This is a genomic window from Exiguobacterium sp. ZOR0005, assembly GCF_000798975.1.
GTDB lineage: Bacteria > Bacillota > Bacilli > Exiguobacteriales > Exiguobacteriaceae > Exiguobacterium > Exiguobacterium aurantiacum.
This window is the reverse complement of record NZ_JTLB01000022.1, coordinates 1-16,355: the sequence shown is the minus strand read 5'-3', so window position 1 is coordinate 16,355 and position 16,355 is coordinate 1. Positions and strand designations below refer to the sequence as shown.

The 16,355-nt window shown below is 51.6% G+C and carries 17 protein-coding genes; 14 read left to right on the top strand and 3 right to left on the bottom strand.

Going from position 1 to position 16,355, the window contains the following annotated elements; translation table 11 throughout:
* Positions 1 to 4: 4 nt before the first annotated feature.
* The 12 genes from deoD (at position 5) to L971_RS08865 (ending at position 10,626) form a co-directional block, all read left to right on the top strand.
* Positions 5 to 718 carry a purine-nucleoside phosphorylase gene (deoD, locus tag L971_RS08915; RefSeq protein ID WP_024371664.1) on the top strand — a complete coding sequence of 238 codons (714 nt, stop codon included), beginning with the start codon at positions 5 to 7 and terminating at the stop codon, positions 716 to 718.
* A gap of 134 nt (positions 719 to 852) precedes the next feature.
* Positions 853 to 2,019: an MFS transporter gene (locus tag L971_RS08910; protein ID WP_024371663.1), complete on the top strand. Its 1,167-nt coding sequence runs from the start codon at positions 853 to 855 to the stop codon at positions 2,017 to 2,019.
* Positions 2,020 to 2,122: 103 nt separating this feature from the next.
* Entirely contained in the window at positions 2,123 to 3,508 is a 1,386-nt protein-coding gene (locus L971_RS08905) for an aldehyde dehydrogenase (protein ID WP_052200340.1), read from the top strand.
* Between the two features lie 165 nt (positions 3,509 to 3,673).
* Positions 3,674 to 4,387, top strand: a complete 714-nt coding sequence (locus tag L971_RS08900) for a Crp/Fnr family transcriptional regulator (RefSeq protein ID WP_231557585.1) — start codon at positions 3,674 to 3,676, stop codon at positions 4,385 to 4,387.
* 188 nt (positions 4,388 to 4,575) lie between these two features.
* Positions 4,576 to 4,695 (top strand): cytochrome c oxidase subunit 2A, encoded by a 120-nt coding sequence (locus L971_RS15060; RefSeq protein ID WP_228615964.1) that lies wholly within the window; start codon positions 4,576 to 4,578, stop codon positions 4,693 to 4,695.
* Between the two features lie 24 nt (positions 4,696 to 4,719).
* Positions 4,720 to 5,190, top strand: coding sequence for a cytochrome c oxidase subunit II (locus L971_RS08895; RefSeq protein ID WP_024371660.1), 471 nt, complete (start codon positions 4,720 to 4,722; stop codon positions 5,188 to 5,190).
* A gap of 1 nt (position 5,191) precedes the next feature.
* Positions 5,192 to 6,877: a b(o/a)3-type cytochrome-c oxidase subunit 1 gene (locus tag L971_RS08890; RefSeq protein ID WP_034799259.1), complete on the top strand. Its 1,686-nt coding sequence runs from the start codon at positions 5,192 to 5,194 to the stop codon at positions 6,875 to 6,877.
* A gap of 50 nt (positions 6,878 to 6,927) precedes the next feature.
* The gene (locus tag L971_RS08885; RefSeq protein WP_047375441.1) at positions 6,928 to 7,533 is read left to right on the top strand and encodes a kinase; all 606 of its coding nucleotides are present in this window, start codon (positions 6,928 to 6,930) and stop codon (positions 7,531 to 7,533) included.
* 134 nt (positions 7,534 to 7,667) lie between these two features.
* Positions 7,668 to 8,060: a GntR family transcriptional regulator gene (locus L971_RS08880; RefSeq protein ID WP_024371657.1), complete on the top strand. Its 393-nt coding sequence runs from the start codon at positions 7,668 to 7,670 to the stop codon at positions 8,058 to 8,060.
* A complete protein-coding gene (locus L971_RS08875; RefSeq protein ID WP_024371656.1) occupies positions 8,038 to 8,718 on the top strand; it encodes an ABC transporter ATP-binding protein in 681 nt (226 codons plus the stop codon). Before L971_RS08880 ends, L971_RS08875 begins: the two co-directional genes overlap by 23 nt.
* Entirely contained in the window at positions 8,715 to 9,518 is an 804-nt protein-coding gene (locus L971_RS08870; RefSeq protein WP_047375438.1) for a membrane protein, read from the top strand. Before L971_RS08875 ends, L971_RS08870 begins: the two co-directional genes overlap by 4 nt.
* A gap of 10 nt (positions 9,519 to 9,528) precedes the next feature.
* Positions 9,529 to 10,626 (top strand): hypothetical protein, encoded by a 1,098-nt coding sequence (locus L971_RS08865; protein WP_047375436.1) that lies wholly within the window; start codon positions 9,529 to 9,531, stop codon positions 10,624 to 10,626.
* A 31-nt stretch (positions 10,627 to 10,657) separates the two neighbouring features.
* Here L971_RS08865 and L971_RS08860 read toward each other — a convergent pair whose 3' ends face one another.
* Genes L971_RS08860 through L971_RS08850 form a run of 3 tightly spaced genes read right to left on the bottom strand, consistent with a single transcriptional unit; the run spans position 10,658 to position 12,939 of the window.
* Positions 10,658 to 11,299, bottom strand: coding sequence for a hypothetical protein (locus L971_RS08860; RefSeq protein ID WP_024371653.1), 642 nt, complete (start codon positions 11,297 to 11,299; stop codon positions 10,658 to 10,660).
* Positions 11,296 to 12,462, bottom strand: coding sequence for a DEAD/DEAH box helicase (locus L971_RS08855; protein WP_051638926.1), 1,167 nt, complete (start codon positions 12,460 to 12,462; stop codon positions 11,296 to 11,298). The genes L971_RS08860 and L971_RS08855 overlap by 4 nt, the downstream gene beginning before the upstream one ends.
* Positions 12,463 to 12,516: 54 nt before the next feature.
* On the bottom strand, positions 12,517 to 12,939 hold the full coding sequence (locus L971_RS08850) for a hypothetical protein (RefSeq protein ID WP_029335941.1): 423 nt from the start codon (positions 12,937 to 12,939) through the stop codon (positions 12,517 to 12,519).
* A gap of 361 nt (positions 12,940 to 13,300) precedes the next feature.
* Between L971_RS08850 and pflB the strand changes: the two genes are divergently transcribed.
* Both pflB and pflA read left to right on the top strand, forming a co-directional pair.
* Positions 13,301 to 15,547, top strand: a complete 2,247-nt coding sequence (gene pflB / locus L971_RS08845) for a formate C-acetyltransferase (protein ID WP_047375434.1) — start codon at positions 13,301 to 13,303, stop codon at positions 15,545 to 15,547.
* A 59-nt stretch (positions 15,548 to 15,606) separates the two neighbouring features.
* Positions 15,607 to 16,323 (top strand): pyruvate formate-lyase-activating protein, encoded by a 717-nt coding sequence (gene pflA / locus L971_RS08840; RefSeq protein WP_024371649.1) that lies wholly within the window; start codon positions 15,607 to 15,609, stop codon positions 16,321 to 16,323.
* The last annotated feature ends 32 nt before the right edge of the window (positions 16,324 to 16,355 follow it).

Below are 16,355 nucleotides of genomic sequence, written 5' to 3'. Positions count from 1 at the left end.
AATCATGAGTGTACACATTGGGGCACAAGAAGGACAAATCGCAGAAACGGTATTACTTCCAGGAGATCCGCTTCGTGCGAAATATATCGCCGAGACGTTTCTAGAGGACGTCGAATTGTACAATGAAGTACGTGGTATGTACGGTTTCACAGGAACATACAAAGGAAAGCGCATCTCCGTTCAAGGGACAGGGATGGGTGTCCCATCGATGTCGATTTACGTGAACGAGTTGATCATGTCGTACGGCGCGAAAAACTTGATCCGTGTCGGGACTGCTGGCGGGATTCAAGAAGACGTCAAAGTCCGCGACGTCGTCATCGCGATGAGCGCATCAAGTGAGATGGGGCAGAATCGTGTCCGTTTCGATGGAATGGATTATGCACCGACTGCGACGTTCGACCTCCTACATCGGGCATATATGAACGCTGAGAAAGCGGGCATCCCAGTAAAAGTCGGTCAAATCTTCACGGCCGACCAATTCTATCAAGATGACTTCCACCACTTCAAGAAGTGGGCCGACTTCGGTTGCCTCGCGATTGAAATGGAAGCAGCTGGCCTTTATACGCTTGCAGCCAAACATAAAGTCAACGCGTTGACGATTCTCACGATCTCGGACCACTTGTTGACAGGTGAAGAGACGACATCGGAAGAGCGTCAATCGACGTTCGACGAAATGATTCGCGTCGCCCTCGACACGGCCGTCGAAGTGACAAATTAATCGGGTGCCCTACAAATTCGTTTGTAGGGCATTTTTGTGTCGGTGTGCCGTGTCATCTATACAAAGTCAAGACGTCAAGCTAGACTGAAGCTGAAACTTAGTCACTGATTGACTGAGCGAAGGAGTTGAATCGCTTGAACAAGACGTCTGCATTCGTCATCTATAGTATCGTCTTTTTTGCTTTCTTTGATTTATTCGCCCAACTGCCCGTCATGAGCACGTTCGCCACTTCGGTCGGTGCGACACCGTTCCTTGCCGGTGTGGCGATTGCGATTTATTCATTATCGAACACGTTCGGGAATATTTTGTCTGGAGTGTGGACCGATCGGACGGGTCCGTTCCGGATTTTGCTCGCCGGTCTCGTCTTGTCGAGTGTCAGTCTTTTCATGTATCACGTCGTCGACACGCCGACAACGTTACTCGTCGTCCGAATCGTCCACGGCTTTGTCGCCGGTCTCATCGTCCCGGCCGCCTTCACCTTATCGGCCAACTTGACCGCCGCCAATCGGCAAGGGAAGAAAGTCGCCCTCACCGGTAGCTTTGTCGGACTCGCTGCCATCCTCGGTCCGGCGTTTAGCGGAATCATGGCGAGCCGGACGTCGGTCCCGGTCGTGTTTTCATTCGTCGCGTTTTATGGATTGGCCGTGGCGCTACTCGCTTTAGTCGTGTTACGTCAGTTGCGTCTGACCGGAAAACGGATTGACACTGATGAACAACCGGTGTCCGATGCGTTGCAACGCGACGTGTTGAAAGCGTACGTCGGTGCATTTTTGCTCATGTTCTCCCAAGGGGCGCTCGCTTATTTGTTGCCGCTCTATGTACAGGCGCTCGGGTATGATTCGCGGCTGAGCGGGACGCTGTTGAGCACGTTCGGGATTGTCGCCGTCCTCGTCTTTGTGATGCCGACGAACCGGTTGTTCGATCGTGTTGAACCGACGAAGCTAGCCGCACTCGGAATCACGATTCTCGGCGTGAGTCAGTTGCTCATCGGCACGTCTGGCAGTGCCGGCGCACTGTACGCTGTCCTCGCCTTGTACGGTGTCGGCTTCGCCATCTTGTTCCCCGCCATCAACACGCTTTTGATCAAAGCGACAAGCCGTGCCAACCGCGGCAAGTCGTACGGATACTTTTATGCGTTCTTCTCACTCGGGACGGTCGTCGGGTCGGCTTTACTCGGCTGGCTCACGATTCCGTTAACGAATAAATTCACCGTTACGGGAATCGTACTGCTCGGGTCAGGGGTTGCTTTCTTTGCCTTCGAACAAATGAGGAAGCGGCTGTTATCACCAAAGTCAGAGTGAAACGAGATGGTTGTCGAAAGGTTCCGAGAAGGTTCAAAATGGTCGCGGGTGAGCCGAGAGTGATAAGATGGAGACAGCGTTATTAATCAAGGGAGGAACCTTCATGCTCGCACCAATCGAACAATTGACGATCGAGGAATTGATTCAAAAGCAACGTCGTTTCTTCAAAACACAAGCGACAAAGTCGTTAGCTTTCCGTCTCAGTATGCTGACGTTTTTGAAAGAGTCGATTAAACATTACGAGGCGGACATCATTGAGGCGTTACAAACAGATTTGAACAAATCGGAACTTGACGCGTTCACGACCGAGATCGGTTTCGTATATGATGAGATCACTCGGACGAGCCGAGAGTTGAAGCGGTGGATGCGCCCGAAACGAGTTAGAGGAGCGGCTATCCATTTGGGGACGAAGAGCGAGATCACGTATGAACCGTACGGGACGGTGTTGATCATCGCACCGTGGAATTATCCGTTCCAACTCGCGATGGCTCCGCTCATCGGAGCGATTGCAGCCGGCAACACGGCCGTCGTGAAGCCATCGGAACTCACGCCGAACGTGGCGCGTATGATCACGACCGTTCTCGAGCGCGCTTTCACAGACCGTTACGTCGTCAGCATTGAAGGCGATAAAGACGTGGCGACGGCACTGCTCGCTGAAAAGTGGGGACATATTTTCTTCACCGGTTCGACCGGGGTCGGAAAAGTCGTCATGGAGGCGGCGGCGAAGCAGTTGACACCGGTCACGCTCGAACTCGGAGGGAAATCCCCGGCCATCGTCCATGAAGACGCCGTGATTGATGTGGCAGCCAAACGGATCGCGTGGGGCAAATGGATGAACGCCGGGCAGACATGTGTCGCGCCGGACTATGTCCTCGTCCATGAATCTCGCCGAGACGAGTTTCTTGAGGCAGTCAAACGAGAAGCGTTCACGATGTTCGGTAACGGCGTCGGCACGAAACGGTTCACGCGAATCGTCAACACGAACCATTTTGACCGCCTGGCAGGTTACTTAGCAGAAGGAAACATTTTCTTTGGCGGGGAGATCGACCGTGACAATTTGAAGATTGCGCCGACGGTGATGACGGATGTTGATGAATCGGCAAACGTCATGAAAGATGAAATCTTCGGCCCGATTCTCCCGGTCTTGACGTATCGAGATTTGGATGAAGCAATCGAGTTCGTATCGGCGCGGCCGCATCCGCTTGCCCTTTATCTCTTCACTGAGTCTAAAGAGATCGAACAAAAGACGTTCAAACACCTCTCGTTCGGTGGCGGCTGTGTCAACGACGTCCTCATGCATTTGACGAACCCGAACTTGCCGTTTGGCGGGGTCGGCGACAGTGGAATGGGTGCTTATCACGGACGTTACAGTTTTGAGACGTTCAGCCACGCCAAATCGATTTTACGGAACACGACGAAGTATGATTTGCCGCTTCGTTATCCGAACTTTAAAGCGGCAGAGAAGTTGATTCGTCTCGTGTACCGGTAAGCATGGAGACTGTGGCCCCGCCGCAGTCTTTTTTTCTAGAAAAGATAGAAGATTGTTTGAAATGTCACATACTTTTGTGATGAAACGGCATCTTCTCCTGTATAATAAACCCATACAATGAACGTACGAGACATTCAAGTGAATGAACGATGGAGGGAGCAGGAAATGATGTCGACGAAATGTGGAAAGACGCAACCGAACAGTTTTATCTTCTCAAACGAGACGAAACAGTTGTTGCTCGAGATGATGACGACTCAAGTTTATCCGAAAGCGAGCATCGTCTGTTGGGAAGGCGAGAAATGTGACAAATTCTTTTATATAAAGAGTGGTTCGGTCAAATTTACAAAGATCACGAAAAAAGGCAATCCGCTCGTCATGTTCTTATTCGGGTCGAATGATTTCTTCGGAGAGTTCGACATCGTCGAATCATATCCAAGCTCCTATAGCATTGAGACGACCGAGGAGAGTGTCATCGGGACCATCTCGAAACAAGAGCTGGAGACGCTCATGCAGCAGGATATCCGGTTCGCTGGTGAGATTATCCGGTGGACGTCGATGATGCGTAAACATTCAGAGATGAAAGTGCGCGATCTTCTCCTTTACGGCAAGCCAGGCGCACTCGCCTCGACATTGCTCCGGATGGCTGCGATGCACGGTATCGACGATGGCGAATCGATCATCATTCCGAGACATCCGTCCGATGGTGAGCTCGGTCAACTGATCGGCGCCCCGCGGGAGACGGTCAATCGTTTGATGAGTCAATGGCGCAAAGATGGCGTCTTGATGACGGCTCCGAATACGATCGAGATTCACGACCTCGATTTCCTAAAAGAGTTATGTCACTGTGAAGGCTGTCCGGCTGGAATTTGCCGATTATAACTGAAACGCAACCGTCTCTTCGTGAGACGGTTTTTTTGTGTGACTGCATGTATCATTTGTGAACTTTATGTGTGTAAACTACGCAAAAATGATGTGATTGTCACTTTTGAAGTGATAAAAGTCACATATTAATAACTGCTCAATCTCATACAATGAAGATGGAAATTATAGCGAAAGGGGTCCTTCACGTGGATAAGAACGGTGGACAAGAACCAGATTTGAAAGGAACGTTCACATCAGTCATGATCGTCGCGGGCGTCATCATCGCCATGTGGTCATCGGTCTTTTATTTATTCGTCACACGATAACAGAAACGAAAGGAGTCGCTCACGTTGCATATTCATAAGCTTGAGAAATATTGGTTAGTGTTTGGCATTATCTTATTGGCCGTGTTTTTGACTGTCCTCGGTGTATCGGCCTTTGCGGCCGGCAACCAACCGGCATCAGACGCCGATCTGGTCGACCCGGCGAAAGTACATCAAACGGCGCCGTTCGACAATCCTGGCCTTCACAAAATCGGGGACAACGAGTATGAACTCGTCATGGTCGCCCAGGCGTTCACGTTCACGCCTGGAAACGTTGAGATCCCGAAAGGTGCGAAAGTGACGTTCCTCGTTACATCACCTGACGTCGTTCACGGCTTTCAGCTCGTCGGTACGCCCGTCAACATGATGGTCGTCCCGGGACATATCAACTCGCTCACGTATACGTTCAAAGAAACGGGAGAGTTCTTGATTCTTTGTAATGAATACTGCGGTACGGGCCATCATATGATGGCGACTAAAATTAAGGTGGTGGAGTAACATGAACGACGTCGCTTCAAAGTTGAAACAATGGGAAATGGAACGGGGCGTGCCGGTGCCAAGTATCGGTGTGAAAGAGGCAAGGCTCGCTTACGCCCACGTCGTCATTTCGGTGCTCGCCGTCTTGATTGGTGCCCTGGCAGGGCTCATGCAAACGCTTATCCGGACCGGCATCATCCCGGAAGTGTTCGGCTACTATCAACTTTTGACCGCCCACGGCATCATGCTCGGTCTCGTCTTCACGACGATGTTCATCATCGGTCTCCTGTATGCGCTCCTCGCCAAGTCGTTCGGTCGGTTCGAATCATTCCCGACCCGCGTCGCCTGGCTCGGTTTCTGGATGATCATCGCCGGGGCCGTGCTCGTCACGATCATGGTGCTCGCTAATAAAGCGACCGTGCTCTATACGTTCTATGCGCCGCTCATGGCCGACCCAATCTTCTATGTCGGTCTCGTCCTCTTCGTCGTTGGAACGTGGTTGTCAGCGTTCGCGATGTTCCGGATGTATGCGGACTACAAACGGGAAAATCCTGGGGTTCATCCGCCACTTCCGGCCTTCATGAGCATCATGACGATGCTGCTTTGGGTCATCGCCACACTCGGCGTCGCCGGGACGATTTTGTTCCAACTGCTCCCGCTCTCACTCGGGTGGAAAGATACGGTCGGAATCGAGTTGTCACGGACGCTGTTCTGGTACTTCGGCCACCCGCTCGTCTACTTCTGGCTCATGCCGGCCTACATCGTCTGGTATACGGTCGTGCCGAAAGTCATCGGCGGTAAGATCTTCTCGGATGCTCTCGCCCGGATGGCGTTCTTGTTGTTCTTGTTGTTCTCGTTCCCTGTCGGTTTCCACCACCAGTTGACGGAACCTGGCATCGACCCGTTCTGGAAGTTCGTCCAAGTCATCTTGACGTTCCTCGTCGTCATCCCTTCGTTCATGACCGCGTTCTCGCTGTTCGCGACGTTTGAATTGCGAGGCCGGGCGCTCGGTGCCCGCGGACTGTTCGGTTGGGTGAAGAAGATGCCTTACGGGGATGTCCGTTTCCTTGCACCTTTCGTCGGCATGTTGTTCTTCATCCCGGCCGGTGCCGGTGGGATCATTAACGCGTCGCACCAATTGAACGCGATGGTCCACAACACGCTTTGGGTCACCGGTCACTTCCATATCACGGTCGGGACGGCCGTCGCCTTGACGTTCTTCGGGACAGCGTACTGGCTTGTGCCGGTATTGCGTGGCCGGACGCTCACGAAAGCGATGAATCGCCTCGGCTTGATCCAAGCAGGGACTTGGGCGTTCGGGATGGCGATCATGTCGTACGCGATGCACATCTCGGGCCTTCAAGGAAACCCGCGTCGAACGGGTCCGGCGACTTACTTCTCGGACGCGCTCACGCGTGAATGGATCCCGTACCATATGGCAATGGCGATCGGTGGGACGATTCTCTTGATCTCCGTCCTCATCTTTGTCTATTCGATGTTCAACCTGTCATTCCTCGCGCCGAAAGGGGAAGAAGAGTTCCCGCTCGCCGAGACAGAGGAGGCGGCGATGGAGACACCTCGTTTCTTCGAGAACTGGAAATTGTGGATCACCGTGACGTTCGTCTTGATCGCGTTCGCTTACACGATTCCGATTTGGCACTTGATTGAGAGTGCACCGCCGGGAGCGCGCGGTTGGGTGCTCTGGTAAACTGAAGTCAGCCCTAGCGGCTGACTTTTTTTGTTAGAGGAGAGGAAAAGATGGAGACGCTGAAGGAGATCCTTCGAAACGAATACGTCAAACAATCGCCGGACCGGCCATTCGTGGTGGCGATTGACGGGTTGAGCGGTGCCGGGAAGACGACACTTGTCAATCAATTACGGGGCATCGTGCCGAACGAATCGAATTTTCACATTGACGACTTTATCGTCGAGCGGTTCAGGCGTTATGGGACGGGTGAACCCGAGGCGATGGAATACTATGCGCTCCAATGGGATGTCGACTTGCTCGTGGAGACGTTGTTCAAACCGCTTCAAGAAGGGCAGGCGACGCTGACGTTGCCATATTATGACCGCGACCGGGATGAGGTCATCAACCGAACGGTGGAAATCGCACCGAACGCACTCGTCCTCATCGAAGGCATCTTTTTGCTGCGTGACGAATGGCGGAGTTATTTCGATTACGTCGTCTATCTCGACTGCCCGCGGGAGGTCCGGTATGAGCGGGTTCTGCAACGCGATACATACATCGGGGACATGGCGGAACGGCTCGCCAAATACAAGCGTCGCTATTGGCCGGGAGAGGCGCATTATCTCGAGACGGTCAATCCTAAAGTCAAGGCCGACCAGATCATTCAAATCGATTGACGCATCCGTGTAAGCAACGGATGCGTTTTTGTTTTGGATGGTTTTGACAAATAGTTGTTGACACCTAAGTGTATTATGATGATAATACAGTCAGATAGTGTATTAGTCGCATCATACACTTAGAGAGGTGGCCTATGATCATTCAATTCAACACGAGAGCCCCCGTCTATATCCAAGTCGTCGATTACTTCAAAAAGAAGATGGCGCTAGGAGAACTACAGGCGGGCGAAGAGATGCCGTCGCGGCGAGAGCTCGCGACCGAACTGAAAATCAATCCGAACACCGTCCAAAAGGCGTTCAAAGAGATGGAGGAACAACAATTGATTACGACCGAACGGAACCGTCCGAGTCGCGTGACGACGGATGAACACGTATTGACCCGGATTCGAACGGAGCTCGTCGATGAGGCGATCGCCGTCTTCGTCGAATCGATCCAAGAACTCGACGTCACGATGGATGAACTCGTCGATAAAATTAAACAGCAATACGAGGAGGGGAATCTCGATGATCGAAGTACTGGGAGTTAAAAAACGTTACCGTAAAAAGCAAGTACTTGAAGACGTGTCGTTCACGGCCCAAAAAGGAGAGATCACGTGCCTCATCGGTTTGAACGGGACCGGGAAATCGACGATTTTAAAAGGCATTATGGGGCTCACGCCGTTTGATCGCGGCACGGTGCTCATCGATGGGGAGCCGCTTGATTTGAATCGCGTCGCGTTCGTACCGGATCACTCGACATTCCCGATTCACTTCACGATTGAGCAGTGCGAGGCGTTCATGCGCGACTTTTATCCGAAGTTCGATTCAAAACTATTCGCCCGTCTCGTCGACGAGTTCAAGCTGTTCCCGGAAGACAAGTTGAACGAGCTATCGAAAGGGACGCTCGCGAAAGTGAACTTGGCGCTCGGCATCGCACAAGACCCGGACTATTTATTGCTCGACGAACCATTCTCAGGCATCGATGTGTTTTCAAAAGAACAGATCGTCGAGTTGTTCTCGAGTGATGTGATGGAAGATCGGGGCGTGTTGATTACGACGCACGAGATTGAAGACATTGAATATTTGGTCGATAAGGCCGTCATGTTGAACCGAGGACGGATCGTCCGTGAGTTCGACGTCGAGGACGTCCGTTTCATTCACGGCAAGTCGATCGTCGATGTCATGAGAGAGGAGTACGGGGCATGAGCGTGTTGAAACTGATCAGTTGGGAGCTTGATCGCGTAAAGAAATCGTACTTGCTTTTAGTCGGCGTGCTGTTGGCGCTGCAATTCAGCTGGCTAGGTGCTTTCTTATGGAGGCAGACTGCTACATATGAAGAAATGAGACTAGAGGGCATGACGGGTTATACGGTCTCGTTCGCGAATTACATCGGGAGCACTATTTTTACTCTATCGGTTGGTGTCGCAATCGTCGCGATGATTTTTTTCAGCGTCTGGATTTGGTATCGCGAGTTTCAAGGACGCGGCACATTTATGATGCGGTTGCTGACGATACCGACAGGGAGAATGAAACTGTTCATTGCGAAATTTGTGACGGTCATGATGCTCATTTTGGGCTTGTTCGCGATTCAATGGATGGCGTTGCTTTTGCAATATCAACTGTTCACTGCTTGGCTGAACGCCAAAATGATTCCGCTTCAAGGATCGTTTGAGAGGGCGATACAGTTCGATTATCTTGCCATGATGTATCCAGAGAGTGGATTTAACTTCCTCGTGCATCAAGTGCTGATCGCATTTGTCGTGCTCGCACTCTTCACGTTCGTTTTAGTGGAGCGGGGGCTATGGCAACGGACGCTTTGGTCACCGGTCTTGGCGATTTGTGTAGTGAGTGGTTTGATTGCGTTGCCGACGCTTCTAATTATTTATTTTGAACGCTATTTGTTTATGGATGAACTGATTGGACTGTTCGGTTTAGGATTGATCGGGTTGGTCTTCGGGCTGACGTTGCTAAGCCGTCGTTTCCTTTCAAAAAAAATGAGTGTGTGAGGTGAATCGCATGAAACGAATGGTGAACGTGGTCGCCTTAGGTGTGATGATCACGGTAGGGCTCGCCACATATGCCGTCAGCGGGACGGAAAGTGGGACGGATTGGTCACTTCAAGTCGAATCCAATAAAAAGGTGTGGGAAGATCGAATCGTTCAAGTCGCTAAAGGATCGATAGATCAGCCTTATACGCAGATCAATGTGACATTGAATGGGAGCACCTCCTCGCATAAGGGAAGTTACTTCGAGCAGCTCCTCGATTTTCGAGCGAATTTCGGGGAAGACTCTCGAGCGTTCAAACGAGCGCTGAAACAGTTGGATTATGCGCAACGCATTTGGACGACCAATGGGGAAGTGGCGATCGGCCAAAAAGACCGTGATACGTTAGTGGTGCTCAAATCAAAAGACGGTAAGGAAGTAGACGTCACCGAGTTTGGACAGGCACGAGAGATATTAGAAAGTGGTTGGAAGGGATTTTACGTTTACGACGATAAAGTCCACCTTCTATACGATCAAAACTATGAAACGACGAACCATCATGTGGCAACGTTCGATGAATCGACGAAGACGTTCGTCACGCAAAAGATTGATCGATCCAAGACGTTAATCGGAGGTGTCGTTGGGGCGGAATGGTCATGGTATCCGTCTGCGTATCAAGGTCAAGTGGCGACGGACAACCGCTATATTCCGATTCGCGCGACGGCGCTTGAGACGTTACAAGACGACACAGGTGAAGAATATATGTCAGAAATGGATCTACCAGGACTATTTGTCTATGACGCTAAAGAAAACAAAGTAGTGAAAGTGAACCAATCGGAAGAATTGAAAGGTACGCTATTCAAAGGTCATGAGTATCGTACGATTCAATCTGACGGAACGGAATTGATTATTGATTTAAACTCGTTGGAGCAGACGACTCGCCAAGCCATTCAAGGTACGGTCGGGTCAGTCACTTATGTCGATCAGCTAATCTATCATGTGCTTCCAACGACAGAAGGGGCTATGCTAGAAGTATATGATGAGGGAGACATGGTGTCGCGTGCTTCCATAAAAGCAGAAGGAGACAGCGATCAAGCGGCCAATCAAACCGTCGAGTATTATGTCTACTGATAGAAAAAACCGAGAGGCGGCCGCCTCTCGGTTATTTTAGTGGTTTCGGGACGATGATCCCTTCTTCTAAATCGAGCAACAAGTCAATCAGCTCGGCGCAAAACTCTGGGAACTGATCGAGAAACGCACCGGGACCGACTTCGTCCGTGAAGTCGATATAGAGGTCCGAGACGTTCCCGGCCATTTTCGCCGGAAGAGCGAGAAACGCCGACCCGAAACGCCAGCTGCCACGGATGTCTAGCAGTTTCCCAAGCATCACATCGCCAGGTTCCCGTACTTCTGGAAGGGTCACGTTGTACGTTTCTTTCGTCTCCCAATCGCGTAAACCGTTCTCGGTCACTTCAAAGATGCTGCAGCGTGGGACGGCCAGACCGCGGAGGGCATGATAGAGGGCCGGCGACATGTCCGCCTTATGCTCCACCAAGTAGCGGCCGTGCGGTGTCATCCCGTCCTCGTCCGTCTCAAAGAAGACGGCCCAATCGATGAAAAGGTCGCGGAACAGTTCGGCGTCTTTCAAGTGCCACGTGCCTTCCGAGGCGATCTCTTGAATATAGTTCGTCCACTGCGTGCTTCGTGCAAGTGCCGCTTGCTCATACAATTTCTTCAGCTCGGCCAGCAATTCGGACTCTTCCACGAGCAACGGGAATGGAATCACTTTCCGGTCTTTTTTCATCGGCGCGGTCCTCGCTTGTTCGCGGGACGTTTGACGACCGGGGGTTTATCTTCGATTCGCTTCTCGATGACGTCGCCACGGTAAATTTCGAGCTCTTTCAATTCGACGCCGAGTTGACGGGCGAACGATTTCAAATGTTTCAAGTCCTCATCAGTCACGAGTGAGAGGACGGTGCCGGCCGCGTTCCCGCGCGCCGTCCGGCCTGAACGGTGGATGAAGTCGTCAATCGACTCCGGCAAGTCGAAGTGGACGACGTGTGTCACTTCTTCGATGTCGAGGCCGCGAGCGGCAAGGCCTGTCGTGATGAGGAGCGGATACTCGCCTTTACGGAACTCACGGAGCGTCTCGACGCGTTCCCGTTTTCCTTTCAAGCTGTCGAGCATGCGATAGTTGACGTTCATCTTCTCGAGCTCACCTTTTAATGGTGGCAAGAACGAGCGGTTGTTGATGAAGGCGAGCGCTTTGACGCCGTCGACGTGAGACAGGCGGCGGAGCAGTTCTGGCTTATAGCGGCGTGTCGTCAACATGTAGCCATACGTCACTTGAGCACTTACGGCGCGCTCGATTTTGATGTGGACTGGCTCTGGTAAGAACGGGGCGGCCCATGCTTGAAGCGTATCCGTCAACGTCGCCGATACGAGCGCGATTTGACGATTCGATGCCGTATGTTTGATGATCCGTTCGGCCGCTTCTGTCAAACCGCTGTCAATGATTTGATCGGCTTCATCGATCACGATCGTATGCGTCTCGTGTAGTTTCAACTTTTTCTTATCGATCAATTCGACGAGACGCCCCGGCGTGCCGACGATCAAATGCGGTTTTTTCTTGAGGCGATCGATTTGGCGCTTCAGTTCGACGCCACCGATGAACGAGGCGATACGAACGTCACCTTTCTCGGTGAAACGTTGGGCCACTGCCTGGATCTGCATAACGAGCTCGCGTGTCGGAGCGACGATGACGACTTGGATCCGGTCGTTCGAGGCGTCGATTTTTTCGATAGCGGGTAAAAGGTAAGCGAGCGTTTTACCCGTTCCTGTCGGTGCTTCGATCGTGACGTCTTTTCCTTCTAATAGGGGCGGGAACGCTTCCGCCTGAACCGGCATCGGTTCCGTAAAGCCTAGGCGTTGCCAAGCTTCATTAATAAATGGTTTTGTAAAGTTCATATCATTTCTCCTTATCATTGGGCAAAAACAAAGGAAGCATAAGCGCTCCCTGTCTCAAATATAACGAACATGTTCAGTATCTCCGTCGAACGAGGAGCGAAGCGTTTGTGTGTACGTCTGGCCGTCTTCGAGGAGTTTGATGTGCACATCGACCCCGTCAGCCGTTCGATCGACACCTTCGATCGTGAATCCTTGGTATACGCGGTACTGTAATTCTGAAACGAGTTGCTCATACGGTTTCAATTCAGGGTGAGCCGCCACTACGACGATAGGACGGGAAATCAATGCTACGAGCAAGTGGTCGCGGTAATCGATGAAATCCTCGTTCTCGATGTCGTCGTCAAAGCGAATCCAAAACCCTGCGTCTTCAAATTCTGTGATAAATCCGTCACGCTGTTCGCCGGCTGCTTCTACTTTGAGAGAGACGCGGTCTCCGGTTTTTAAGTCGTGCTCGGCAGTCAATGGTTCATACGTCATGGGAAGAACCCCTTCCTCTTCTACAATGTTCTGCCTTCATTGTGTCCGATAACGGTCAAAAATTCAAGTTCTATCCCCGCACTGTGAGTTACATCACTATAAAAACTGTGTAAATCGTCACAGAACGATAAAAATGATACAGATAACGGAAAAATGATGGCCTATCAACCTTGAACTGTTTCATATGTATGTTAATTTATAGTATAACAGTAATTAAAGCGCTTACAAAAAAGCTGATATATCAACGTTCATAAGATTGTTACAACTTTCACAAGAATGTAAAACATAATGTTCACGTTTTCACGTACACTCATATTATAGAAAGCAGGCAGTTATCTCAACTTATGAGGAGTGACCCACAATGGCAACCGAAATTAAATCAGCCTGGTCAGGATTCGTTCCTGGGCAGTGGACAACGGAAGTGAACGTTGGTGAATTTATCCGCTTGAACCGACACGAGTATACAGGAAACGATTCGTTCTTGGCGGGACCGACAGAGGCGACGAATCGTCTTTGGGGACATGTGATGGAATTGACAAAACAAGAGCGGGAGCGCGGCGGCGTATGGGACGTCGATCAACACACGCCATCGACGATCATTTCGCACGGACCTGGGTACTTAGACAAAGAACTTGAAAAGGTTGTCGGTGTCCAGACAGACGAACCGTTCAAACGTTCGATCCACCCGAACGGCGGGATTCGCATGGTCGATGCCGCGCTCGAGTCGTATGGTTTCGAACCGGACAAAGAGATCACAAAGATTTATTCGGATATTCGTAAGACGCACAACCAAGGTGTGTTCGATGCGTATACGCCAGAAATGCGTGCTGCACGTAAGTCGGGGATCATTACAGGTCTTCCTGACGCTTACGGCCGTGGCCGCATCATCGGTGACTATCGCCGCGTGGCACTCTATGGAATCGACTTCTTGATGGCCGAACGGAAGAAAGATTTGGCGAAGCGTGGTGGCTTCTTATCAGAATCAGATATCCGCGACCGCGAAGAGTTATCTGAACAACTCCGTGCCCTTCAAGAATTAAAACAACTCGGTACGGCTTACGGATTCGATCTCGGCCGTCCGGCGGAGAATACTCAAGAGGCGTACCAATGGGTATATCTCGCATATCTTGCCGCTGTCAAAGAGCAAAACGGGGCAGCGATGTCACTCGGACGCGTCTCGACGTTCCTCGACGTCTATGCCGAGCGTGATATCGAAGCGGGGCGTTTGTCAGAATCAGACGTCCAAGAGATCGTCGATCACTTCATCATGAAACTCCGTATCGTCAAATTCTTACGGACACCTGATTATAACGAATTGTTCTCTGGCGACCCGACTTGGGTCACGGAATCAATCGGGGGGATGAGTGAAGACGGTCGCTCGAACGTGACGAAGAGCTCGTTCCGTTTCCTCCACTCGCTCTCGAACCTCGGCCCGGCACCAGAACCGAACTTGACGGTACTCTGGTCGACGAAGTTGCCGGAAGGATTCAAACAGTATTGCGCGAAGATGTCGATTGAGACGTCCGCCATCCAATATGAGAATGATGACCTCATGCTCCCGACGTTCGGTGACGATTACGGCATCGCCTGCTGTGTGTCACCGATGAAGATTGGGAAGCAGATGCAATTCTTTGGGGCCCGTGCCAACATGGCGAAAGCACTCCTCTACAGCATGAACGGGGGCCGTGACGAGAAGAGCGGCGATCAAATCGCGCCGGCATGGGAGTTGAACACAGAAGACGTGCTCACATATGACAAAGTGTACGCCGACTTCGACCGGACGCTCGACTGGCTCGCGGAACTTTACGTCAACACGCTCAACGTCATCCACTTCATGCATGACAAGTATGCGTACGAACGCATCGAGATGGCGCTTCACGACCCAGAGATTTTGCGGACGATGGCATGCGGGATCGCTGGACTTTCGGTCACAGCGGACAGTCTTTCGGCCATCAAGTACGCGACAGTCAAACCGGTTCGTAACCAAGCAGGCATCGCCGTCGACTTCGAGACGGAAGGCGAATTCCCGAAATTCGGAAACAATGACGACCGTGTCGATGCGATCGCTGTCGAACTCGTTGAGTCGTTCATGGAAAAAGTCCGGAAACATAAAACGTACCGTGACGCGCTTCATACGCAGTCCGTTTTGACGATCACGTCGAACGTCGTCTACGGCAAGAAGACGGGGAACACACCAGACGGACGTCGCGCCGGCGAACCGTTCGCACCGGGTGCGAACCCGATGCATGGCCGTGATACGAAAGGAGCGGCAGCCTCGCTCTCATCAGTCGCGAAACTACCGTTCGAACATGCGCAAGATGGTATCTCATATACGTTCTCGATCGTGCCGAAAGCACTCGGAAAAGAAGACGTCGCTCGTGAACTCAACTTGGCTGCTCTTCTTGACGGTTATATGGGCGGCGAGCACAAAGGACATCACTTGAACGTCAACGTCTTCAACCGTGAGACGTTGCTCGACGCGATGGAGCATCCAGAAGAATATCCACAGCTCACGATCCGCGTCTCGGGCTACGCCGTCAACTTCATCAAGTTGACACGCGAGCAACAGATCGACGTCATCAACCGTACGTTCCACGGTTCACTGTAAGCAATCAAGGCTTGGCGGCCTTCGGATGAAGGCCGCTCATTCGTTAGGAGGTCATTTCGATGACAATGGGATATGTACACTCGGTCGAATCGTTTGGAACCGTTGACGGCCCGGGAATTCGTTTTATCGTCTTTTTACAAGGTTGTGCGCTCCGGTGTTTGTATTGTCACAACGCTGATACGTGGGATTTCAAAAAAAATAACCATCGTTCGGCCGAGGATGTCATTCAAGAAGCGCTCAGCTATCGTCCGTTCATGGAGGCGTCAAAAGGCGGCATCACGATTTCAGGCGGTGACCCACTCGCACAGCCAGAGTTTTTAGAGGCGCTGTTGCGGGAGGCGAAAAAACACGGTCTCCATACGACACTCGATACGTCGGGTGCTTTACGCCCTCCTAACTTAGATGCGATTTTAGATCATACCGACCTCGTGCTGCTCGATATCAAACATATCGATGATGACATGTGTAAAAAACTGACGGGACGGAGCAACGTCAACACGCTCGCGCTTGCCGAACATTTATCCGAGCGCGGAACGAAAATGTGGATCCGCCACGTCCTTGTCCCTGAATGGACGCTCGACGAAGGGGCGCTTCGGCGCACGGCGGCGTTCATTCAAAAACTCGACCACGTCGAGAAGGTCGAAATCTTGCCGTACCATGAGATGGGTGTCTACAAATGGGAGGCGCTCGGTCTCGACTATCCGTTAAAAGGAATCAAGCCTCCGACGACGGAAGAAGTCGAATGGGCGGAAGGGATTTTGCAAGGAGCCGTCTAACAAAAACTGCGCAGCCCCGAGGGGCTGCGCAG

Bases quoted from the DNA above. Each gene is read 5' to 3' on its own strand.
- deoD (WP_024371664.1), top strand. From the start codon at position 5: ATGAGTGTACACATTGGGGCACAAGAAGGACAAATCGCAGAAACGGTA.
- L971_RS08905 (WP_052200340.1), top strand. From the start codon at position 2,123: ATGCTCGCACCAATCGAACAATTGACGATCGAGGAATTGATTCAAAAG.
- L971_RS08900 (WP_231557585.1), top strand. From the start codon at position 3,674: ATGATGTCGACGAAATGTGGAAAGACGCAACCGAACAGTTTTATCTTC.
- L971_RS08890 (WP_034799259.1), top strand. From the start codon at position 5,192: ATGAACGACGTCGCTTCAAAGTTGAAACAATGGGAAATGGAACGGGGC.
- L971_RS08885 (WP_047375441.1), top strand. From the start codon at position 6,928: ATGGAGACGCTGAAGGAGATCCTTCGAAACGAATACGTCAAACAATCG.
- L971_RS08880 (WP_024371657.1), top strand. From the start codon at position 7,668: ATGATCATTCAATTCAACACGAGAGCCCCCGTCTATATCCAAGTCGTC.
- L971_RS08875 (WP_024371656.1), top strand. From the start codon at position 8,038: ATGATCGAAGTACTGGGAGTTAAAAAACGTTACCGTAAAAAGCAAGTA.
- L971_RS08870 (WP_047375438.1), top strand. From the start codon at position 8,715: ATGAGCGTGTTGAAACTGATCAGTTGGGAGCTTGATCGCGTAAAGAAA.
- L971_RS08865 (WP_047375436.1), top strand. From the start codon at position 9,529: ATGAAACGAATGGTGAACGTGGTCGCCTTAGGTGTGATGATCACGGTA.
- L971_RS08860 (WP_024371653.1), bottom strand. From the start codon at position 11,299: ATGAAAAAAGACCGGAAAGTGATTCCATTCCCGTTGCTCGTGGAAGAG.
- L971_RS08855 (WP_051638926.1), bottom strand. From the start codon at position 12,462: ATGAACTTTACAAAACCATTTATTAATGAAGCTTGGCAACGCCTAGGC.
- L971_RS08850 (WP_029335941.1), bottom strand. From the start codon at position 12,939: ATGACGTATGAACCATTGACTGCCGAGCACGACTTAAAAACCGGAGAC.
- pflB (WP_047375434.1), top strand. From the start codon at position 13,301: ATGGCAACCGAAATTAAATCAGCCTGGTCAGGATTCGTTCCTGGGCAG.
- pflA (WP_024371649.1), top strand. From the start codon at position 15,607: ATGACAATGGGATATGTACACTCGGTCGAATCGTTTGGAACCGTTGAC.